The sequence below is a fragment of the Peribacillus sp. NPDC076916 genome, from assembly GCF_050269675.1.
Taxonomy (GTDB): Bacteria; Bacillota; Bacilli; order Bacillales; family DSM-1321; genus Peribacillus; species Peribacillus aracenensis.
This window is the reverse complement of record NZ_JBNNIU010000002.1, coordinates 350,989-373,061: the sequence shown is the minus strand read 5'-3', so window position 1 is coordinate 373,061 and position 22,073 is coordinate 350,989. Positions and strand designations below refer to the sequence as shown.

The 22,073-nt window shown below is 40.9% G+C and carries 21 protein-coding genes and 1 pseudogene; 7 read left to right on the top strand and 15 right to left on the bottom strand.

Annotation, left to right across the window (positions count from 1 at the left end; genetic code table 11):
• Positions 1–127: 127 nt before the first annotated feature.
• The gene (locus tag ACQKFG_RS06860; protein WP_192205300.1) at positions 128–580 is read left to right on the top strand and encodes an Hsp20/alpha crystallin family protein; all 453 of its coding nucleotides are present in this window, start codon (positions 128–130) and stop codon (positions 578–580) included.
• Positions 581–648: 68 nt separating this feature from the next.
• Here ACQKFG_RS06860 and ACQKFG_RS06855 read toward each other — a convergent pair whose 3' ends face one another.
• From ACQKFG_RS06855 to ACQKFG_RS06840, 4 genes are all read right to left on the bottom strand, one after another.
• Complete coding sequence (locus ACQKFG_RS06855) at positions 649–1,233, bottom strand: YppG family protein (protein WP_427557287.1); 585 nt, start codon at positions 1,231–1,233, stop codon at positions 649–651.
• 77 nt (positions 1,234–1,310) lie between these two features.
• Positions 1,311–1,679 carry a YppE family protein gene (locus ACQKFG_RS06850; protein WP_192205301.1) on the bottom strand — a complete coding sequence of 123 codons (369 nt, stop codon included), beginning with the start codon at positions 1,677–1,679 and terminating at the stop codon, positions 1,311–1,313.
• A gap of 69 nt (positions 1,680–1,748) precedes the next feature.
• Positions 1,749–2,024, bottom strand: a complete 276-nt coding sequence (locus ACQKFG_RS06845; RefSeq protein WP_192205302.1) for a hypothetical protein — start codon at positions 2,022–2,024, stop codon at positions 1,749–1,751.
• A gap of 356 nt (positions 2,025–2,380) precedes the next feature.
• Positions 2,381–3,328: a DUF2515 family protein gene (locus ACQKFG_RS06840; protein ID WP_427557283.1), complete on the bottom strand. Its 948-nt coding sequence runs from the start codon at positions 3,326–3,328 to the stop codon at positions 2,381–2,383.
• 144 nt (positions 3,329–3,472) lie between these two features.
• Here ACQKFG_RS06840 and recU point away from each other — a divergent pair, with 144 nt between their 5' ends.
• Entirely contained in the window at positions 3,473–4,084 is a 612-nt protein-coding gene (gene recU / locus ACQKFG_RS06835) for a Holliday junction resolvase RecU (protein WP_192205304.1), read from the top strand.
• Positions 4,085–4,110: 26 nt separating this feature from the next.
• Entirely contained in the window at positions 4,111–6,849 is a 2,739-nt protein-coding gene (locus ACQKFG_RS06830) for a PBP1A family penicillin-binding protein (protein WP_192205305.1), read from the top strand.
• Between the two features lie 40 nt (positions 6,850–6,889).
• Here ACQKFG_RS06830 and ACQKFG_RS06825 read toward each other — a convergent pair whose 3' ends face one another.
• The 7 genes and pseudogenes from ACQKFG_RS06825 to ACQKFG_RS06795 form a co-directional block, all read right to left on the bottom strand.
• Positions 6,890–7,429 (bottom strand): YpoC family protein, encoded by a 540-nt coding sequence (locus ACQKFG_RS06825; protein ID WP_192205306.1) that lies wholly within the window; start codon positions 7,427–7,429, stop codon positions 6,890–6,892.
• Positions 7,426–8,082, bottom strand: coding sequence for an endonuclease III (gene nth / locus ACQKFG_RS06820; RefSeq protein WP_076365732.1), 657 nt, complete (start codon positions 8,080–8,082; stop codon positions 7,426–7,428). The genes ACQKFG_RS06825 and nth overlap by 4 nt, the downstream gene beginning before the upstream one ends.
• A 22-nt stretch (positions 8,083–8,104) precedes the next feature.
• Positions 8,105–8,800, bottom strand: a complete 696-nt coding sequence (locus ACQKFG_RS06815) for a DnaD domain-containing protein (protein ID WP_427557278.1) — start codon at positions 8,798–8,800, stop codon at positions 8,105–8,107.
• A 116-nt stretch (positions 8,801–8,916) separates the two neighbouring features.
• Positions 8,917–10,209 (bottom strand): asparagine--tRNA ligase, encoded by a 1,293-nt coding sequence (asnS, locus tag ACQKFG_RS06810; RefSeq protein WP_349728067.1) that lies wholly within the window; start codon positions 10,207–10,209, stop codon positions 8,917–8,919.
• A 257-nt stretch (positions 10,210–10,466) separates the two neighbouring features.
• The gene (locus ACQKFG_RS06805; RefSeq protein ID WP_427558210.1) at positions 10,467–10,685 is read right to left on the bottom strand and encodes a helix-turn-helix domain-containing protein; all 219 of its coding nucleotides are present in this window, start codon (positions 10,683–10,685) and stop codon (positions 10,467–10,469) included.
• A gap of 150 nt (positions 10,686–10,835) precedes the next feature.
• Positions 10,836–12,230: pseudogene (locus ACQKFG_RS06800) on the bottom strand (XylR N-terminal domain-containing protein); the annotation flags it as partial.
• A gap of 265 nt (positions 12,231–12,495) precedes the next feature.
• Complete coding sequence (locus ACQKFG_RS06795) at positions 12,496–14,010, bottom strand: 4-hydroxyphenylacetate 3-hydroxylase family protein (RefSeq protein ID WP_427557274.1); 1,515 nt, start codon at positions 14,008–14,010, stop codon at positions 12,496–12,498.
• A gap of 204 nt (positions 14,011–14,214) precedes the next feature.
• Here ACQKFG_RS06795 and ACQKFG_RS06790 point away from each other — a divergent pair, with 204 nt between their 5' ends.
• Genes ACQKFG_RS06790 through ACQKFG_RS06780 form a run of 3 tightly spaced genes read left to right on the top strand, consistent with a single transcriptional unit; the run spans position 14,215 to position 16,192 of the window.
• Positions 14,215–15,003: a fumarylacetoacetate hydrolase family protein gene (locus ACQKFG_RS06790; RefSeq protein ID WP_427557271.1), complete on the top strand. Its 789-nt coding sequence runs from the start codon at positions 14,215–14,217 to the stop codon at positions 15,001–15,003.
• Entirely contained in the window at positions 15,000–15,788 is a 789-nt protein-coding gene (locus ACQKFG_RS06785) for a fumarylacetoacetate hydrolase family protein (RefSeq protein ID WP_192205312.1), read from the top strand. Before ACQKFG_RS06790 ends, ACQKFG_RS06785 begins: the two co-directional genes overlap by 4 nt.
• Before the next feature lie 17 nt (positions 15,789–15,805).
• Positions 15,806–16,192, top strand: coding sequence for a 5-carboxymethyl-2-hydroxymuconate Delta-isomerase (locus ACQKFG_RS06780; protein ID WP_349728063.1), 387 nt, complete (start codon positions 15,806–15,808; stop codon positions 16,190–16,192).
• Between the two features lie 78 nt (positions 16,193–16,270).
• Here the strand turns inward: ACQKFG_RS06780 and hpaB are convergent, their stop codons facing one another.
• Entirely contained in the window at positions 16,271–17,743 is a 1,473-nt protein-coding gene (gene hpaB / locus ACQKFG_RS06775) for a 4-hydroxyphenylacetate 3-monooxygenase, oxygenase component (RefSeq protein ID WP_192205314.1), read from the bottom strand.
• Between the two features lie 164 nt (positions 17,744–17,907).
• On the opposite strand from hpaB, the gene ACQKFG_RS06770 reads away from it, so the two are divergent.
• Positions 17,908–18,777, top strand: coding sequence for a LysR family transcriptional regulator (locus tag ACQKFG_RS06770; RefSeq protein WP_427557266.1), 870 nt, complete (start codon positions 17,908–17,910; stop codon positions 18,775–18,777).
• A 182-nt stretch (positions 18,778–18,959) separates the two neighbouring features.
• Here ACQKFG_RS06770 and ACQKFG_RS06765 read toward each other — a convergent pair whose 3' ends face one another.
• The 3 genes from ACQKFG_RS06765 to ACQKFG_RS06755 all read right to left on the bottom strand — a co-directional run bounded on the left by ACQKFG_RS06765 (position 18,960) and on the right by ACQKFG_RS06755 (position 21,975).
• Positions 18,960–20,525 carry a solute symporter family protein gene (locus ACQKFG_RS06765; RefSeq protein ID WP_427557263.1) on the bottom strand — a complete coding sequence of 522 codons (1,566 nt, stop codon included), beginning with the start codon at positions 20,523–20,525 and terminating at the stop codon, positions 18,960–18,962.
• A 3-nt stretch (positions 20,526–20,528) separates the two neighbouring features.
• Positions 20,529–20,867 carry a DUF485 domain-containing protein gene (locus ACQKFG_RS06760; RefSeq protein ID WP_192205317.1) on the bottom strand — a complete coding sequence of 113 codons (339 nt, stop codon included), beginning with the start codon at positions 20,865–20,867 and terminating at the stop codon, positions 20,529–20,531.
• Positions 20,868–21,099: 232 nt separating this feature from the next.
• On the bottom strand, positions 21,100–21,975 hold the full coding sequence (locus tag ACQKFG_RS06755; protein WP_427557260.1) for a cytidyltransferase: 876 nt from the start codon (positions 21,973–21,975) through the stop codon (positions 21,100–21,102).
• Between the last annotated feature and the right edge of the window lie 98 nt (positions 21,976–22,073).

Here is a 22,073-nt window from a genome sequence, read left to right as displayed (position 1 = left end):
CCTTTACTAATCATTCAATAACGTTATTCCCTATAGACCTGTATCTGAAACCCAACAGTGCATTCACATTTCTTCATTTCCTCACATAGCCTATAGGCAAAGGAATTTTTTAGAAAGGAGCACCGTGATGACCTCTTCTGAAAAAAATAATAATCGGAATCGAATAGAACCCTTTTCCCATTTCATTAACAAAATGGATCGGCTGTTTTCCGAGAGGCCCCCTAAAGGCATGCTGCAATCTCTTGACGAATTCTTCGGTTCGGCAAAAGAACGCAGCTTTCCGGTTGATGTTCACGAAACGCAATCAGAATATACCGTTACTGCCACCTTGCCCGGAATTGCACGCAGCCAAATATCAATTGATGTACTGTCCCATGCCGTAACCATATCTGCAAAGCATGTAGGTAGACAGCATAAAAATCAAGGATTGTTCCAAAAGGAAGTTACAACCGGTACTTTATCAAGAACCATTTCCTTTCCAAAGCCGATTGATGAGGCCAAAGTGACCGCGCGACATCGCGATGGCATCCTCACGCTTAACCTACCCAAAGTCAGGGGAAATCGTATTGAAATTCATTAGGCATAAATAAAAGCAGACTTAAAAAAGTGGCTGGTCACTTATAAGTCTGCTTTTCCTTTATTCACTATTTAAGCTTTGAAGAAGCCCCCTACTCCTTTGACCATTGAAGATACTTGAGAAACAGTATTCATCATTTGTCCGGCTGTGTTCATCATCTTCGTTATATCCATGGAGCCATCTTGTGTTTTGAATTGATTCATGACCGATTTGAAACCCGATGGCTGGGGTTTTTGCATGAACTGCTGCTTAGGATATGGATTATGGGCCTGCTGCTGACTTTGCGGAGGTCTTTTAGCTGGCTGTAACGGATTGGCGAACGGACTAAAAGCTTGCGGCTGCTGATTGGAGTGGATCGGGTGCATTTGTGCCATCGGCTGCATTACACTGTTGCCCGGATAAGCACCCACAGGCATCGCCTGCTGCTGGACCTGTTGGAATGGATGATAGGCCGCCTGTTGATAAGGATCATGATATGGTATCATATAGCCCCCTGTATCCTGTAGATGATATGGATACATAAATGATTGTTCATGATTATGATTATTGGGCGGAGGATACGGCATAGGCTGTTGGTACCCTCCCCAATATTCCGGCATTGGTTGAGGAAACTGTCCTTGATTTGGGGAGATTTGGTTAAAACCGGATCTCATCATGTCAATGAGCCCTCCTCTTTTTTCATTACATGGTTCTGATAATATATGAAAAAAGAGGGAATAAAGTGTAGGTGTTTTTATGATAAAATCCGATCGATTTCCGTTTTCACATTATTAAGGATGAATTCGACCGATTGGACGTGGCTTTTAAATCGCTTATAACTTGTTTTAGGAAAAAATGCCTGAACCGCCACATCAGAAAGGTTATGGGCGGTTTGTTCGATTTGCTCGGGGAAAAGATGCCTGAAGTCGGTTTCTTTCATCCACTCCTTCATTCCGGTTTCCCATTCGATGCATGCGGTCCTGACCAGGTCTGCAAACGGCTTGACTTCCGAAAAGAAGTCCTTTTCCTTCCCCTCCTTGCGTACACCCTCATAAATCTCATCAGCTTTGTCTGTATATTGTATTAATTGTTCTGTTAATAGCTGCATTTTTTCTTTTTGCACATTAAATTCCTCCGTACAATTGTTTCCCTTAGTATAATCCAGTTTTTTATAAAATGATATTCCTCCGGCTTATACGGGCAATTCCGTGAAAACCTTGTGCTTAATCATTCTTTTTTCCGGGACAATGGAAAAGGAGTGGTTTGGACTTTCAGCATTTACCCAATAATCCTCGGCTTTCTCAATGGCTTCCTGGGCTTCATTAACTAATGTATATTGCTCCGCCCATAGTTTGCACCGCACTGTATTTACAGTTTCCCCATATGAAATTTCCAAACGATCCAGGCTGGTACTGATCTCAGCTATCATCCTTAATATCTCTTCTGTTGCGACACTTTTATTGACCATGCTGATCCCTCCCATTCTTTACCTGTACTATTCTTTTTTTTATCTGAAAGCCCTTCATGACTGACAAAACTAGAAGGGAATCGGCAAAGAAAGTGCAATTCACTTAATTTATTATGCCCTTCGACAACAATGGCAGAATGAAGAATGCAGTTTTAAACAAGAATACAGACAGGAGGTGATTTTATGCAGTCGAATGAAAGCAGACAGCAAAAAAACGAAAAACGACAAAAGCCGTCCACTAAAAAGGCAGGAACGGGAAACCCGAAACTTAGTGGAGAAAACCGCCCCTCTACGTAAGATATAAATACTGAACGATAAACAGGGAAGGCTTAATCTACGCTTTCCCTGTTTTCCTATTATAAAATCAAATTTTTGATTATTGCAGCCATGTGCAGCTGCTTTTGTTTATCGTCATACCAATCGGTCAAATGCGGGTCTTCCTCCCATTTGGGTTCAATGAGCCATTTTTTTTTAATCCTTTTTTTCATATCCCATTGCTCTGTTTCCCCTGCCCGATGATGAATCATTGGATATACTCCCCTCAGCATCGGGGTTTCATGGTACCTAGGCTTTTTTCGATATTGTTCATAATCATATCGGGCACCCGTTGGTTCAGTCCTGCAGGAAAATTCAAAAAAGCGCGGAAACAATTCTTCAGAAAATAAAAGGCCAGCCAACCTTTTCCCCAATTCAATCCTTTTATCTAAATTTCTAAAATGCGAAACCGACGAGCCATACAGTTCTCCATTGCAAGTAGGAAATAAAACGGTGCTGAAATGCATCCAGTCCTGCAGGAAAAATAATAGAGAATGAAAAACGAAAGATTGCTTTTTAATAACCGGTTCTTCAATGATGTTTTGTTCATTTATGATAAGCGCAGTGACTAATTTTTTACGATTTCCATGTTTCCAAAAGGAATACCATTCGTTCTTCATGAAATTGGTAATAAAAAAATAATGACATAAGTGAAACAAAGGACGTCCATACTTCGTCGAATAATGATAGAGAAGTAATTGCGGATACGCATCTTGAAATATTCTCCAGTTGGCTTCTTCATACGTTAGGAATAAGTGATGCCTATATTTAAGCCCAAGCAAATGGGAAAACCAAATCCCTTCAAGATCGCACATATTCCAGCCTGCATTCCTAGAAACCATACCAGCTAAAAAAGACCATTGTATTTCCGGATGCATTCTAAAAAATTGTTCATATGCTTTTGTTCTTGATATATTATCCCTATTCCCTTTAGCGGTTTGGACTTTTATGGATTGAAGCAATTGCATTTCCGTCTTTAATATTCGCATCTATGAGTCCAGCCTTTCCATAGCGATGAATTGTGACATTTAGTTGTACATAAATCCTATCGTTCTAAGAAACAATTCTTTTTATTCACATTTTGGATTCTTTTTTTGCTAATATAGAAAAGTGAAAAAAAAGGAGGGGTAAAAGTGGCATTTCATTATCCCAACGGGCGAAAGTTTGTACCGCAGGCTATGGAAGAAAAGAAAAGCCCACAAAAAAAAATCAGTTACAGCAACCGGGGAAAAACATTGGAAGACGATTTGAACGAAACCAATCAGTATTATTTAGCACACGGCATTGCCGTCATCCATAAAAAACCGACACCCATTCAAATTGTCGATGTCCACTATCCGAAAAGAAGTGCTGCAGTCATTAAAGAAGCTTATTTCAAACAAGCATCGACCACCGATTACAATGGTGTTTATAAAGGAAAGTACATTGATTTTGAAGCAAAGGAAACAAAAAACAGCAGTTCGTTCCCTTTGAAGAATTTTCATGACCATCAAATTGAACATATGAAACATATCGTTCAGCATGACGGAATTGCGTTTGTCATCATCCGGTTTTCCGCTATGGAAGATATATATCTAATGAGTTCTGAACAACTGAGTTTTTATTGGAAGAGAATGAAAGAAGGCGGACGTAAATCCATCACTCTTCAAGAGGTTGAAAGCAGTTCACGAAAGATTACTCTTGGCTTTCAACCGAGAATTGACTATATTAAAGTAGTAGATTCGCTCATCGCAGAAAATTTTTAGTTTTTTAGAAAGGCAGGTTAGCTGTAATGGCTGAAAAATATAATACTAGAGAAGAACGCCGAAAGCAGGGGCAGACTCAAAAAAAGGGACAGCATAAAGGTCCTAAAAAGCCAACCAATATGCTTAAGCGAATTTTCCTTATACTTGTTACAATCGGAATAATAGGCCTGGTTGCAGGTGGAGCTGCAATGGCTTACTTTATAAGCGACGCTCCAAAACTTGACGAAAAGCTTTTGAAAGATCCGGTCACATCCAAGATTCTCGATGAAAATGGTAAATTGCTAGCTGAAGTCGGAACAGAAAACCGGGATTATGTAAATTATGAAGACATTCCTGATCTAGTCGAAAATGCTTTCCTGGCTACGGAAGATTCCCGCTTTTATGAACACCATGGGGTGGATTTCTTACGTCTGGGCAGTGCCGTCATCGCCAACGTCAAACACGGATTCGGCTCAGAGGGTGCAAGTACATTGACCCAACAGGTTATCAAGCGTTCTTATTTAACACCTGATAAGACCATCAAAAGGAAAGTCCAGGAAATGTGGCTATCCATACAGCTTGAAAGAAAATATACAAAACAAGAAATTTTCGAAATGTATGTGAATAAGATTTTCTTTGCAAACCGTGCCAATGGGATCTTAACTGCTTCCCAAACTTATTATGGAAAAGATCTAAGCGAATTGAAATTGAACGAAGCGGCCATGCTTGTAGGTTTACCGCAAAGCCCAAGCAGGTATGACCCTTATAAACACCCTGAACGCGCGAAAGAACGCCGTGATATTGTTCTTCACTTAATGAATAAACATGGATATATCACTGAAAAGGAAATGAAAGATGCACAAAGCATCGATATAACAGAAGGGCTTCAAGAAATCGATAAGAGCCAAAAAGACACGACTGCTTATGATGCATTCATCGATTTGGTCATTGAGGAAGTCGGGGATATGGGTGACTATAACGTCTTTACCGATGGTTTGGAAATCCAAACGACCATTGATAAAGATGCCCAAGAATATGTCTATAAAATGTTGAACAGTGATGAAATCATCAATTATCCAAGTAAAGATCTCCAAGCTGGAGTCACATTACTAGATACTGAAACTGGTGAAATTAAAGCAGTGGGCGGCGGCAGGAACACGACGGTTAAACGCGGCTGGAATTATGCAACGGATGCCAAGCGTTCACCAGGTTCGACCATTAAGCCGATTCTGGATTATGGCCCTGCCGTAGAATATTTAAATTGGTCCACCTACCATCAAATCAAGGATGAGGAATATACGTACAGTAATGGAACACCGCTTAAAAATGCTTCCGGACGACATTATGGTACTGTAACCACTCGTGAGGCACTGGCACGGTCATTAAATATCCCTGCCTTAAAGACGCTTCAAGCAGTAGGATTGGACCGGGCACGTGATTTTGCCACTGATCTTGGCATTCCTTTCGACAAAGAAATTACCGAATCGGCAGCATTGGGCGGCGGTAAGGATGTTTCTACACTTGAACTTGCCGGTGCATACAGTTCATTCGGAAACAACGGTATCTATAATGAACCGCATAGTGTGAAAAAGATCGTTTTACGTGATAAAACAACCATCAAAAACAAGACGGAATCAAAGCCGGTCATGAAAGATTCAACAGCTTTCATCGTGACGGACATGTTGAAAAGCGTCATGAAAGAACCTTATGGAACAGGAAGGTTAGCCAATATACCTAGTCTCCCTGTAGCAGGTAAAACGGGGTCAACCAATTTCACGCCTGAACAGCGTGCAAAGAGCAACATCCCATCTTCCGGTGTAAAAGATAGCTGGATGGCGGGTTATACAACCAACTATACAGTTGCGGTTTGGGCTGGTTATGATAATGCATCTGGTGAGCAAATGGAATATCTGGGCGAATCATCTCAAAGGATCCCTAAATTCATCTTTAAGAATTTAATGGAACATATGGCTCAATCAAAAGAAACGAAAGACTTTGATCAACCTGACAGTGTTGTGAAGGTTGGAGTCATCAAAGGTTCGAATCCGGCAGTTAAAGCCAATGAATATACACCAAGCAGTAAAATCACTTATGAATATTATGTTAAAGGTCACGAGCCAACACAAGTGACGACAGAATATGAAAAAGTCGACTCACCTGGCATTAACGCTTCTTACAACCAGGAAAGCAATGAAATCAATCTATCATGGTCATATCCTAAAGGTAATGGGAATACCCAATTCGAGGTTAAGATGTCCGTGGACGGCGGAGCACAGAGCGTATTAAAAAAATCGAAGGATACTAGTTTAACGATCCCTAATCCAACCCCTGGAAGTAAATATACTTTCTCAGTGGTAGCTCTAGTTGATAACCAGCAAAGTGATCCTGCGAGTACATCTGTCACAATACCTGCTGAAGTGGAAGACCCTGAAGGTACCGAGGACGAGAAGATTGAAGATCCGGCCGAAGGTGAAAATCCGGAACAAGAAACTCCTGCTGAAGGCGAAGAGGATAAACAAGGCGAAGATATAGACAAAGACAAAGATAAAGATAAAGACAAAAATAACAATGGCGAAAACGGCAATAACGGCAATAATGGTAATGGCAACACTGATAATAATGGTAATGGCAACAACACGGATGACGGAAATGGCAATAAGGGTGATGAGGACGTCGAAGGCGGGGATGATGGCACTGATCCCGGCACGGTAGAAGAGGAAAAACCAGTCGAAACCCCTGAACCTGACCCTAACCCGGACCCAGATCCAAATAAAGATACGGAATAAATATTATAAGGATTGACAAAAAAACGTCTAAGCTTTTAGCTTAGACGTTTTTTTGGCTGTTCTTATTTTTGATCATGAACTTCACATATCGTTTTTCAAATTCTCGGAACAACTCACTAAGCTGTCTATAAGAATGAAAAAAAGCGGGTCTTGCAAGGATGAATGAAAGCCTTTCATCCATATTCATCGGAATATCGTTAAAGGATCCTATTTGGACCCGGAAATCATTCAATACCACTGGCTTCCCATGCATCCAGTAGACTGCGGTTAAAAATAAACCGATCCCCTTCTTCATGAGTCCCAAAGTCTGTCCCACTTTTCGCTCAGAAAATAGCAAACTGCATTCTGAATCAATTCCCTTCCATATTTCCAGAAGTTCCTTTACATGGATTGCCCCCTTAGTCCAAGGAGCATACGCCTCTACATTATTATAATAAAGTAACTCATAAGGGAAAGCCTCGAATGGGATCGTTTCACTCCAACCTGCATACCGCTCTTTTTCCAAGATCGATTCCTTTTCAGGAAAAAACAAAGAATGGTCCAATTCTTTAGGAACTTTTAATGATATGGACTGCGTCAATTGGCTTCTTTCCTTTTCATTCTTTTTTTTCCTTCACGGCATAATTCGAGAAGCGGACAGGTTTCACATCTTGGTGACTGGGCCTTGCAATGATAGCGTCCAAAGAATATCAGGCGGTGATGCGTAACGGACCATTCATCCTTTGGTATCTTAGCCATCAGCGTTTTCTCAACATCGAGGACACTATCCTTCCAACGGCATAATCCCAAACGCTTGGAAACACGCTCTACATGGGTATCCACAGCAATCGCTGGCACATCAAAAGCAACAGAAACGACTACATTCGCCGTCTTTCTGCCAACGCCAGGCAATTTAACTAGCTCATCACGATCTCTGGGAACTTCCTTACCGTATTCTTCGATCAGCATGTGCGACAACTTTTGTATGTTCTTCGCCTTGTTACGAAACAAACCGATTGAGCGAATGTCATTTTCCAACTCTTCTATCGGAACGCTTATGTAATCCTCAGGCGTTTTATATTTCTGAAATAAATCCTTCGTGACTTTATTGACTAATACATCCGTACACTGAGCTGACAGGGCAACAGCAACCACCAATTCAAATGGATTGGAGTGATTCAGCTCACAATGGGCATCCGGAAACATTTCACCCATCGTATCCAGACAATATCGAATTTGGGCTTTATTCAACATATTGGTTCTCCTTCAATTTACATTACTGCTCGAGCCAGTTATAGAAAGGCACATCCTTCAACGGTTGTGCAGTCTCCGTCTTTCGGTCCCTCTTTTGGTGAGCTCTAAACTTTTGTCCTTGCTCCCTTGCCTGTTCCAAGGTTTTAATTCCATTCTTTTTCCACTCGAATAAAATTCGATCGATGTATCGGAAATTCAATTTTCCAGAAATGACAGACTCCCTCAGAGCTGACTTAATGATCTCAGGTTGATGGTCGTCTTCCATCCACATTGCCAATGTCTCACATTCAAATGGAGATAAAGGGCGGCCGAACTCCTGTTCAAATATCGTATAAAGGCTCTCCCCCGCTTTTTGGATTTCAGCAGACTCTGACTGTTTCAAAGTTTTCAAGAAACAGTCCATCATTTTTTCATAAAGTGGGGACAACGAATATTTTTCCTGCCCGATTTCTTGACTCTCCTCAACCACCATTTCAACAAATCCCCTTTGGACTAAACGCTGGATCAAGAATAGACATTCCGTTTCCTGCAATGTCATTCGGTCAGAAAGTTGGGATGGTGCAGGGAAATGGTTACCTTTATCGATGAAGCTTTGCAATTGTAATAATAGGACCATTTCTTGTTCATTCAGTCCCATTGTACGATAGTTAGTCAACAAAAAGGATGGAACCGTTATCGTTCCTTCCTTAAACCACGCATATAAATGTTCTTTATTCATGTTTTTGGACACCTCTGATTAAGTATAACATGAATAAGGCTCTCCGAATAAGTTTATAATTTTAACAAAAAACGGTTATCTGCCAAATATAGCAAGATAACCGCTTCATCATGGAATCAAGGATATAATCGATTTAATAGACGTGGGAATGGGATGGTTTCACGGACATGCTCGACTCCACTGATCCATGCAACGGTGCGTTCTAATCCCAAACCGAAGCCTGAATGCGGTACAGAGCCGTATTTTCTTAATTCCATATACCATTTGTAAGCATCTTCGCTCAGGCCATGCTCATTGATTCTCTGTTCAAGCAATTCCTGATCATGAATCCGCTCTGAACCGCCAATTATTTCTCCATAACCTTCCGGAGCGATCAAATCGGCACAAAGTACCACTTCTTCCCTGTCAGGATCTGGCTGCATATAAAAAGGCTTGATTTTGGTTGGGTAATGAGTAATGAAAACAGGCTTATCATAACTTTCCGCTATCGCAGTTTCATGCGGAGCTCCAAAATCATCACCCCATTGAATATCATCAAATCCTTGTTCATGAAGGAACTTAATGGCTTCATCATATGTAATTCGCGGGAAAGGAGCTTGAATTTGTTCAAGCTTCGATGTATCACGGCTAAGTGTATTTAACTCAAGCTGACAGTTTTTCAATACGGATTGGATGATCGAAGAAACGAATTGCTCCTGGACCTCCAGATTTTCTTTAAATTCGATAAAAGCCATTTCCGGTTCAATCATCCAGAACTCGATTAAATGTCGTCTTGTTTTGGATTTTTCTGCCCTGAAGGTGGGACCAAAGGAAAATACCTTCCCAAGTGCCATGGCAGCCGCTTCCATATATAGCTGACCACTCTGTGAAAGGTATGCATCCTCATCAAAGTATTTAGTCGCGAACAACTCACTCGTTCCTTCTGGTGCGCTTCCGGTTAAAATCGGAGGATCCACTTTAACGAAACCTTCTTCATTAAAGAATTCATATGTAGCACGGATTATTTCATTCCGGATTTTCATGACTGCATGCTGCCGTTTTGAACGCAGCCACAAATGGCGGTTATCCATTAAGAATTCGGGACCATGTGCTTTAGGTGTAATGGGATAATCTACTGATTCATGAATGATTTCAATATCTTTCACCTGTAACTCAAAACCGAACGGCGATCGTTCATCCTTTTGAATGACACCTGTTACATACAAGGATGATTCTTGCGAAATCGATTTCGCACGAGCGAAAATCTCTTCACCCACATCAGCTTTCACGACCACACCTTGAATGAAACCAGAGCCATCACGGATTTGAAGGAAAGCAATTTTCCCACTGGAACGTTTGCTGGCAAGCCAGCCTCCAATGGTAACTTCTTGATCGACGAATTTGCTAGCATCTTTTATTGTAATTTTCACGGAATTTACCTCCAAAAATAGCTTAACTTACTAATGAATTTACTCTACTTATTATACCCATAGCCCTGCTTACAAGCAAATAAATCAATTGAAGCGGAAGTTCCAGCCCTTTATATTACTCTCATTATGTTTTTGCAGCGTATTCGCAAGATTGCATGGTAGATTACTTCACTAATGCCCATGCTCTAATTACAGTAAAATCATCTCGGTATATGAATCGATCGACATTTCTATTTTTAAACAAAGGATTGATCCAATCAACCAATAGTAATCATTTTCGCCTTTAACAAGGTTTCAAATGATGCATATAATTGAAAAGCACTTTTAGGATTTCTTATTTGGCAGGAAAGCAGCTCTTCAAGTTTTTTGATCCGATAGCGTAAACCACTCATTGAAATGCTCAATTCCTTCATGCTGCATTCAAGATTTCCACCGCATTGCAGAAATACATAAAGCGTTTTCAATAATTCATTCATTTTTGGATCTTCTTTCATCAATAAAGGACCCAGCATTTTCTCAGCTTTTTGCAGGACCGCTGGAGTACTCCCAGTATGCATTAAAATCGATAACAGATCGACTTCTTCAAATTTGGTAATGTCCCGAGCTCCTTCATTCATATTCAAGGCGGTTAAAGCTTCTTGAAAAACATCGTGAGCCCGTTCCAATTCATCACTTATTGTGCTAAGTCCCATTTTAAAATGATATCCGCTGAAAACAGTATTTAAGTAATTGATGCATTCCTTGGTTAGGAATTGAAATTCATTTCCAGGTCTCAGTGGTATAAGCAATACGATATTACCATCCCTTAATGCTGTTAAGACCACTTGATTCCGCTTCTTAAAGAAACTATATATCTCTTCGATGATTTTCTGCTGAATGAAATAGTCATTCTCTGTCCCCCGATCGGAGGAAAAGCGATAGCCCAGCACCGCAATGGTGAAAGGATGATCCAATGAAGCGTCTAAATACGTGCTTTTTTTGATTATTTCTTCTCTAGAAGCAAACTCTTCATTTAATATTTGTTCAAGAAATAACCCTTTTACCCTTTCAAGGGCTTCAAAACTGCTTTTCTCATTTAAGAGGAATAAGGAACCGGTCATGGACACCCTCTCAAGAATCATTCGATTGATTTCCAGGTTCGTTTTTCCTTCGACTCGATCGGATTGCACAAAGGCACAATAGCCATAAGTTTTATTTTGTAACGTTATGGGAGTATAAAGCAGCTCCATCCCATCTTTTACGATTCTTCCGGTTTCCAAAGTGACGGGGCCATTTTCCCTCATTAATTTTAGCTGATTCCTGACTTCCCTCACCTTCCCTTTATGAAATCCAGCATGATAAACCTGATTTCCATTGAAATTCTCCATCAACAAAGGTATTTTTGTTTTCTGATAAACCATCCTCACTATGGATTGAAGGCTTTTTCCGTTAATTAACTCTTCTGTCAGCAAATTATGAATATCCATCACTTTTGACAAACTATTGCGTTCCTCCAGCAGCTTTTCATATGTTACGGCAAGCTCTTGAACAATTGGTTCGGTTTTATAATATTTCAACTCATCCTGAATCTCCATGCCCCATAAATGTATCGATTTACCTTCGTATCTACACTCTGATTGCCCTGCTCCCTTACAGGCACTTTCCTTGAAAATCACTTCATGACCGCAGACCGTTGAATAAAATCCACTTGCATAACCCGTCAATGTATAACAGACTGGCTTTTCCGCGATGCCTGTCTGGGTGATGTGTTCCTCTGCTTCATAGGAATTCACCCAAAACCCTTCCACTTTTACAGAGTGCACTTCCGCTTGACTATCCATCGATAATTCCAGATTCATAGTATTAACTTTTGTATAACCTTGCAGCATATGTAAAATGGGGCCTTGCCTCAGTATCTCCTTAACCGTTGGTATATTCCCTTTTAGTGCCTTTTTAGCATCATTGACTCCGATATTCCAGCCATAACGTATTAAAAAAGACTTCATTCTTTCAAATCCAATATTCTCGATCAAGTCCTTTCTTAAGGTACCAAAATTGAAGAGGAAGTCAGGATCATCCTCTCATCATTTAAATGAATTTCACCATCATCATTCTTAAGATTCAAAAGATTCGTCATTATTCCCCCCGGCTTTCATTTTACATAATATTATACTTTTTCCACACCTTACCTATCAAGATAAATGTAAACGCATTCATATTATGCATTGGTTGAAAAACCGGCGGGAGTCCGATACAAACCATTCATTTTCACGTTTTCTTAATCAGATTTATTCATTCGGAGCTGGATCAAACTTCAACATTAATGCCTTCATATGCATTTATCCACTTATCATTTGTCCAGCCATGGAGGTCATATTCGTCCATGGCCAAGTCCACAAAAGCTTTGAATTTATTCGATTGTCCATTTAAATCTGCCATTTTCATGGTTTCAAGCCTAATATTTTCATGGTTACCCGCATAATTGATTTCATATAATTCATTCCTGCCACCAAATTCCGTGCCGATGGAATCCCATATGAGTTTCATCAGTTTTACCCTTTCCACTGCCGAAACCCCACCTGAACCCTTATAATATTTATCGAGATACGGACGGACCTCAGGGTTTAAAAAATCCTTGGAGCTTGATGGGAGTTGAATGAGATTACCTGCTACAACCTGTTCAAATATCTGTTTCACCTTTGGCCAAACCATTGGTGCGAACACCCTATATGCAGTTGCATATGTGCTATTGGGCAGAACAGTGCCATTCGGCCCTTCCATCGGATCTGTAGCCATCGCTGTCGAGATGGCCCAAAACATATTCCTGAAGGCAAGCACTTCCCCTATATTGGCTTGAACTCCCCTAAATTGATTCGTTCCTGCCATTTCCGTAGCTTTCATCAGAAGCCCAGCCATAAAGTCCAATTTCACCGCATAGCGTGTACAGCCATGAAATGTATATCGATTCATCCACCCAGTCTTGGATCTAAACCCATTTGCGATTTCCACATTATTATAGGCGAATACATTCTCCCATGGTACGAATACATGATCAAGGACGATGACTGCGTCATTTTCGTCGAACCGGCTGGAAAGCGGGTAATCGAAAGGAGTGCCTGACTTGGCAGCCGTTTCTTCAAAAGACTGTCTGCTGATCATTTTTAATCCCGATGCATTCATCGGTACAAAGAAAATCAACGCATGGCTTCTATCTCCTTCCCCAAGATCGACAGGAGAATAATTCGCGACAAAATTATAATTCGTAAGTGCTGCAGAAGTTCCAACCATTTTGGCTCCGCTTACGATTATCCCATCATCCCGCTCTTCCACCGTACGTACAAATACCTCTTTATTTTCATGCAGCGGTTTATTCCTGTCCATTGCCGGATTTATAATTGTATGGTTACAGAAGGGAACGTCCCTTGTGGTTTTTTCATACCATCTTTTCGCATTATCTTCAAATCCCTTATAAAAATCGCTATACGGTCCCAATGATCCTGTAAAAGCAGCTTTGTAATCAGGGGTACGCCCCATGAAACCATAGCTCAATTTTGACCATTGTGCTATCGCATCCCTTGCTTCAAGCAGCTCTGTTGCGTTCTTCGAGGCTTTGAAGAACTTATGGGTAGTATGACCTTCATCTGTCTTAGCAGTTAAAATCCGTGCAGTGACCGGATCATGGAGAGCATCATATAGTTGAGCAATCGATCTGGCAGAATTGCGATATGCTGGGTGCGTCGTCACATCATCTACCTTATCTCCGTTCAAGAATACCGTTCTTCCATCTCGTAAACTTTCTAAATACTCTTTACCATTCATCATCGGAACATCCCCCATTCACAATCTTTTAATTTGAATTCCTAGCTTCATACTAACTAAATGTTCAAGGCATTTATCTGTTGAAACCCATACTTTTTCTAACATTTTTTGTCTATTTATACTGAATAATCTAAATATGTTGAACTTATACAAAAAATCATATACGATATCATATATGATTGATAATAAAACAAGGGGTGAGTATCCATGGCAAAAGCAAGAGTGAAATTAAAAAAGTCAGATTATTCAGAAGAAATGGAGATACAGTCGAGCCGCTATATTTTAATGAACGGTGATAAGTTGGAGGTATCACAAATCAACTTGGATAACCCTATTTCAGGAACGGTATATGGAACATTATTAAACTATAAAGGGTCATTGGCAGCATTGAAGGAAAAGGTCGACCATCCTCCTTATAATGAACCTCCTAAAGGGCCGATCCTTTATATTAAACCTAGAAATACGTTTTCTTCCTTTTCAAATCCAGTTCCCCTTCCAAGCGGCATACCTGAATTGGAAATCGGGGCAGCACTTGGAATAGTAATCAGTAAAACGGCCACAAGAGTCAAGAAAGAACATGCATTGGATTATATAGAAGGTTTTACGATCGCCAATGATATTAGCATTCCGCATGAGAGCGTTTTCCGTCCTGCTATCCGCCATAAAGCCCGTGATGGATTTTGCCCGATCGGTCCATGGGTCGTAACCAAGGAATCCATCTCCAACCCCGATTCTTTAGGAATTCGTGTATATATAAATGGAGAGTTAAGACAGGAAAATTCAACTGCAAATCTAATTCGCTCCATATCCCGCCTTATTGAGGATGTAACTGACTTCATGACTTTGAGTACGGGTGACGTCCTTCTAGTAGGTGTTCCAGAGAACGCACCGCTGGCAAAAGCCAATGATCATGTCAGAATAGAAATAGACGAAATCGGATATTTGGAAAATATTATCATTTCCGAGGGAAAACTATCACTGGAGGGGATTTTATGAAGAGAGCACGTGTAGCCTATGCAGGTGCCATACATCCAGCAAGTGAATATTATGGCCAGGTCCAATTGGCGGATGGCAGGATTGTCAATGAGCAGGATGTTGTCTGGCTTCCCCCGGTGGAGCCACGAACTGTTTTCGCGCTTGGCTTGAATTATGCAGACCATGCGAAGGAGCTTGCTTTTAAAGCACCGGAAGAACCCCTTGCGTTCTTAAAAGGTCCCAATACCTTCATCGGCCACCGGGGACAGACAAGACGGCCTGCTGATGCAGCTTATATGCATTATGAATGTGAACTTGCAGTCGTCATAGGTAAAAAGGCGAAGAACATAAAAAAGGAAGAAGCCTTTAAGTATGTAAGTGGATACACGATTGCAAATGATTATGCAATACGGGATTATCTGGAGAATTACTACCGACCTAACCTAAAGGTCAAAAATCGCGATACATGCACCCCCATTGGGCCATGGCTTGTCGATGCCGAAGATATCCCAGATCCTTCGAATCTTGCCATCAAAACTTACGTCAACGGAAAATTGACTCAGCAAGGCAACACGAAAGACATGATTTTCGGCATTGCTGAGTTAATTGAATACTTTAGCAGCTTCATGACATTGAGCCCAGGGGATATCATATTGACAGGAACACCTGAAGGATTGGCGGATACTGCTGTAGGCGATGAAATCATCACTGAAATTGAAGGGATCGGGAAACTCGTCAACACAATAGTCGGTGACGATATATTTACTGAAGGCGGGGATCGGCCGCATCTAAAAATCCATAATTAACGGAAGGGACTGATAACATGCCTCATATCATTATTGAATATACAGATAATATCAAAGATGAAATCCAGATTGACGGCTTATTAAGGAAGGTGAATGATGTACTGATATCCTATCCCTCCATCTTTCCAATTGGCGGCATTCGATCCCGGGCCATTGAATTGAAGCATTATCGTGTTGCCGATGGTACAGAGGATGATGCCTTTGTTCATGCCATTCTAAAAATTGGCGCTGGACGCAAAGACAGTGATAAAACCGAAGTATGTGACCAACTTTTCGAAACGATGGAAACCCATTTGGCTTCCCTCTTTTCAAAAAGATATCTTGCCCTCTCCATGGAACTTACGGAATTCAGTGATTTTGGAACATATAAGAAGAATAATATCCATGATCGATATAATAAATGAACTAGATTTCATATTGAAAGGCCTTCCTCATCATCGGGAAGGCTTTTCAATTAAAATGTTTTGCCAATGCTACCAGGCTCAGTTGATTTCTGCAAGGTTTTCAGTACGGTTCAAGAACTCCTTGACACGGTCCACATATTCCTGTTTATCATAGCCGTTATATAATGCGCTCGCCATACGGACCGGATCCCCAAAAAAGAATCTTTCGTATAGCGTTTGCCTGGATCCAAATGAACTCATGCATACATCCCATGCGAGACGATACAATTTAACCCTGTCATAGGCTCCACCATTCGCGGCTTGAAGATATTTATCCAAATCAGGTCGAAGCTCCGAATTGAAATCGGCTTCATTTGGTATCGCCATTAAGCCGCTAGCTCCAAGAAGCTGCATGATTTCACTGAATCTAGGGTAAATCTTCGGGTAATAATTACGGGCTATATTTAACGGTGTAAAATCGGGTGTCATCATTCCCCACTTATCCACTTTCGCGTTTGCCTCCGAAGCTGTAATGAAAGCCTTTACCGTTTCAAGCGCTATGATGACTTCCGAAATTTTTTCCTGAACATGCTGGTATTGCCCGATATTGATGGTTTCCGCCATTAGTTGCAAAATCCCCAGAATGAACTCGGTTTTGGCGATATTCTTCGCTACCACCTGATGGGTCATATGAACAACTGCATTGCTTTCATTATAAGCCTGGTTGCAAATGCCGACATCCCCATATGCAAATACACGATTCCAAGGAACTACTACATCATCAAAAACGATAATCGTATCCATTTCCTCAAATCTTGAACCAAGAGGATGGTCAAAATGTGATTTGCCATAGTCGAATGATTCACGACAGATGAATTTCAACCCTGGTGTATTATTTGGAATGGAGAATGCGAATGCATAAGGGTTTTCTTCTTCGGATTGTTTAAGCAATGTTGAAGGGAAAACCATGATTTCATCCGTTATTCCTCCTTGTGTAGCTAATAACCTGGCTCCCTTTATAATAAGCCCTTCTGAATTCTTGCCAGCAATCCTTGCAGCGATGTAAGGGTCCGGAAGCTTTGCGGCACTAACTCCCCTATTAACCTGGGGTTGAATCAGGGTATGTGTCAACGACAAATCCTTTTCCCTGCAGAGTTCATAATAATCTTTCATATTTTTAGCAAATGCCGAATCCTGAGTGCCGAACATATCAGCTGCGGTGCCGTACGCCATCATCCCACTGTTGATATAGTCAGGGGAACGTCCCATCATTCCATTATTATGCCTTGCCCATTCCTGAATCATTTTCCTCCTTTTTTCAAGGTCCCCCTTTGTCCGCGGCTGCATGAATGAGGTCCCTACTCTTTCGTTTGAAGTTGGTGAAATATAAGTCATGATGTCAGTTTTCGCGGAATCATGCTGCAAATCATATAATTCGGCCTGAGATTTCATTACCCCTTTAAAAGCTGGGTGTTGACTGATTTTATCTTTTACTTGCTCTCCATTGATCCATACATTCGCCTTTGCTTTATCTACCCTATCGATATACTCTTTACCCGTTTTAGCTGGCATTCTTCATCCCCCTTTAGTATCAATATAAATAAAACGCTTACAATTAAATAAATTCCAAAAATTGAATTAATTCCTATAACAAAATATACCATGTGTTAAGATATATATATAATACTTAAAAAATTCAATATGTATATGTAAATCATATGTATGAGGTGTATATAATGGACATCCGGCAATTAAAGTATTTTGTGACGATCGTTCAGGAAGAACAAATAACCAAAGCAGCAAAAAAATTGCATATGGCTCAACCCCCCCTTAGCCAGCAACTTAAATTAATGGAAATGGAAATCGGTGAAAAACTCTTCGACCGGAATGGAAAGAAACTTGAACTCACTGAAACTGGCAAGGTCCTATATAAAAAAGCAGAAGCTCTATTAAACCAGTTTGAAGAATCACTACTGGAAGTGAAGGAAGTCAGTAAAGGGATACAGGGCACTCTTTCCATAGGGTCAGTAAAAACTTGCTTTTCTTACATTCCTCAAAGGATGATGGCCTTTAGAGTAAAATACCCTGACATACGCTTCAAGTTAATGGAAGGTGATACATTCCGTTTGACAGAAGGCTTAATAAACAGGGAAATCGAGTTGGCCATTGTACGGCTTCCCATTAACGGTAAGCGATTCTCATCGATTAACCTTCCACCGGAAGATTTTGTGCTTGTCACCCCAAAAGAATGGGACATCCCAGACTCCATCGAAGTTAAACAAATTAAGGATTATCCCCTCCTATTGCTGCATAGGGTAAGCGGACAGGGAACTTATGAACTTATAGTGGATGAGTGCTTCAGACATGGGTTTGAACCTAAGATTGTATGTGAATGTCCTGATGCTGCCATGATTTTATCTTTGGTGAAGGAAGGAATAGGCGCTACCCTCATGCCACGAACCACATCCAAATCGTTTTCAACCCAGGGTATTAAAATAATCGAATTGATAGATTGTGAAGTACAATCGGAAGCCGCCCTTATTTGGCTCGAAGAACGCTATCTTTCCAAAGGTGCCGTCAAATTTCTAGAAACATTTTCTGAATGAATGGACAGTTATCCTTGAATATTAGTGCATCTGTACCTCTTTCTAATAATCTTTCGTGTTTGTTTGAATTTCATTATCCAATGAAAAGGAAAAAGCAACCTATCATTAGATGGCTGCTTTATCAGATTCCATTCATAAGTGCGATGACCTGTGTTTTATTTATAGGCATGCTTTTACTTCATTCAATGTCGCAAAACACCCTTAACATCATGACCGGTGTTGGACTTAACGAGGATTTCATTATAATTGTCTTTTGTAACCGTTTTCAAACCCGTCCTGCGGTTACCGAACAGGGCACCTAAATAGCATGCGAGGAACCCAAGTGGAATGGAAACGATTCCTGGTGAATTCAAAGGGAAAATAGGGTCACCTGTCATTATGGTGGCTCCGGGGACCGGGTTCCAGACATTTGGACTTAGAAACACGAGCAAAAGCGTACCAATAAGACCTGTCATCATACCGACTATCGCTCCGGTTTTATTGAATTTTTTCCAATAGATCGTAAGAAGGATTACCGGCAAATTCGAACTAGCCGCCAGTGTAAAGGCAATCGATGCCAGAAACGCTACATTGAATTCCTGCAGACCTAATGATAAAACGATTGCAAGTGCAGTCACACCAACGGAAGCCCATCTAGCCATCGTCATTTGCTGTTTTTCCGTCGCCTTTCCATCTTTTAATATTTCATTATAAAAATCATGTGAAAAGGCCGTGGCTCCTGTTAAAACGATTCCCGCAACAACTGCGAGTATCGTTGCAAAGGAAACGGCCGCAATAAATGCGAATAAGATGTCCCCGCCCACAAGTTGGGCCAATAAAGGTGCAGCCATATTACCAGCTGGATTAGCGGCCATGATATTCGATGTTCCAACCAACTTCGCAGCACCGAATCCGAGAAAAATGACCATGATATGAAAAGCACCCATAATCCACATCACCCAAACAACCGATTTTCTTGCCACTCGTGCATTCGGGACAGTCAAAAAACGTATTAAAATGTGAGGTAGACCTGCCGTTCCCAGAATTAGGCCCAGCGATAAGGAAGCTGCATCCCACCCACTGGCATATTTAATACCTGCTTTCAGGTAATCTACACCCATGGGTGTTGCGGTTTTCATATCAGTGAAAATTCCGATGAAACTAAAATTCAATTTCCACATGACGATCATGAATAATATAAACACTCCTCCTATCAACAGGATGGCTTTAATGATCTGCACCCAGCTCGTCGCCGTCATCCCCCCAAATAGAACAAATACCAACATGACAATACCTACGATGATGACAGAAATATTATACGGGATGTCTAAAAGCAACTTAAATAAAGCACCTGCCGCAACAAGTTGCCCCAGCATGTACATGACTGATATCACCAGGGTATTAAAGGCGGTCACTCCCCTGACCTGTTTATATTTAAACCTTGTAGTCACCATATCAGCCAATGTGTATTTTCCCAAGTTCCTTAAAGGTTCAGCCACTAGGAATAACACGACAAGAAATGAAACAAGTGCTCCATACATCAGGAAAAATCCATCATACCCCGTTAAGGAAAATGCCCCAATCAACCCCAAAAACGTGGAAGCAGACATAAAATCCCCGGCCAATGCAAGTCCATTTTGCCTAGCGGTCAACCCTCCACCAGCCGTATAAAAAGAACCTGCCGTTTTAGTTTTTTTGGAAGCGAAATATGTGATGAAAAGGGTTCCTATCGACATTAGCGCAAAGAGAATAATAACTGTCCAATTCATGATTCAAAGCCCTTCTTTCTCGATGATTTCTTTTATTTGTTCATCGATTCTTTCTGATTTCCTTACATATATGCTGCAAACCCAAACAGACATAACCGTAATGGAAACACCGTACACCCATGCCCAGGTTATGTCTCCAATGAAAGAGTGATCCAGGATATCTGTGTAAAAAACTAAAAAGGGCAAAAGCAGGGAATATCCCATAAAGAAAATCGTAAAAGGGATGACGAATTTCTTTTTATCGGAAAGCATAATCTGAAACTCTTTGGAGGCAACAATCTTTTCATAATCCACTAGATTAGTTTGTTCCGATTCATCAAGGTTTTTTTCCAACCGAACCATCTCTATACACCTCTTCTGATATTTATTTTTACAAGGACGGCATTATTAGTATTGAGCCTCTCCAATATCAGCCGCTTTCTTCCCTCCACCCCAAAATCCAAACAAACTCATCTGCACTGAGAGGGTCTAAGCCCATTCCCTAAGCTTTCCGAACTCCCATTGTCTAACCGTGACGCTTACAGGTAGGGCAGCAGTAAGTACCCACTGCTGCCCTGTCCCAGACCATTTCTTTTTAGAAGGCTTGCACTTTCGTAATAGACTTGGCTCGCATATCCGTCATCTGTTTCGGCTTCATTATACTTTCACTTTTCCATTTGATATGAATCTTCTTTCCCTCCAAGGGAAGATCATCATTGAAAAGTAAGTGCCAACTCCCATGAAAGGATCCGTCCGTTGTTCGATAGGCAATTCCCTCATAAACATTTCCTTCGTTCTGGATTTCTATTAAATAAGCGCCTGGCGGGGGTGTCAGGAATGCTTCCGATAGTGTAACGGTGACGTGTTGATTTTCCTTGGAATTGATTGTCCCTTGGCTTTCATAGTATGTGCCCAGGAATGGCGGGATATCTGCGAACCGACCTTCTGCAATCAAGTTTCTAAGCTTAGTGGAACTTACTTTTTCATGATCGATTTCAAACTTCTTCATTTCCGTCACTTCAAAAAATCGCTTACCTTCGATTTTCAGCGTTTCCATATTCCCTTCCCCTTTATGTCCATAGCGGAAATCGAATCCAGCCACGGCATGCTTGCATTTAAATCCACATAAATAATCCTCGATAAAGCCAGTAGGTGTAAGATGGGCAAATGCAGAATCGAAGTTCACGACTATCAAGGTTTCTACACCTAAACCTTGCATGATTTTTGCTTTTTGCTCTAAAGGAGTCATATATGTTTGGGGTTGAGCGTTTCCTAAGATTTGCTTTGGATGCGGAAAAAATGTCATGACTGCCAATTTCAAATCTTGCTGTATGGCAATCCTTTTAGCTAGATGTATCAGTTCTTGATGGCCAAGATGAACTCCGTCGAAAAATCCAAGAGCCAGCACACACGGTTCTGCTACTGCCGTATATACACCGGAAATTGGGTGCTGAACATGAATGATATCCAAATCCATCCTCCTTCCTTTGATTCTTGAAAGGTTACATTATAAACTCTGTAAACGGACCTTCGATAATCCAGCAGTTTCCATCAACCATTCACCAGTTC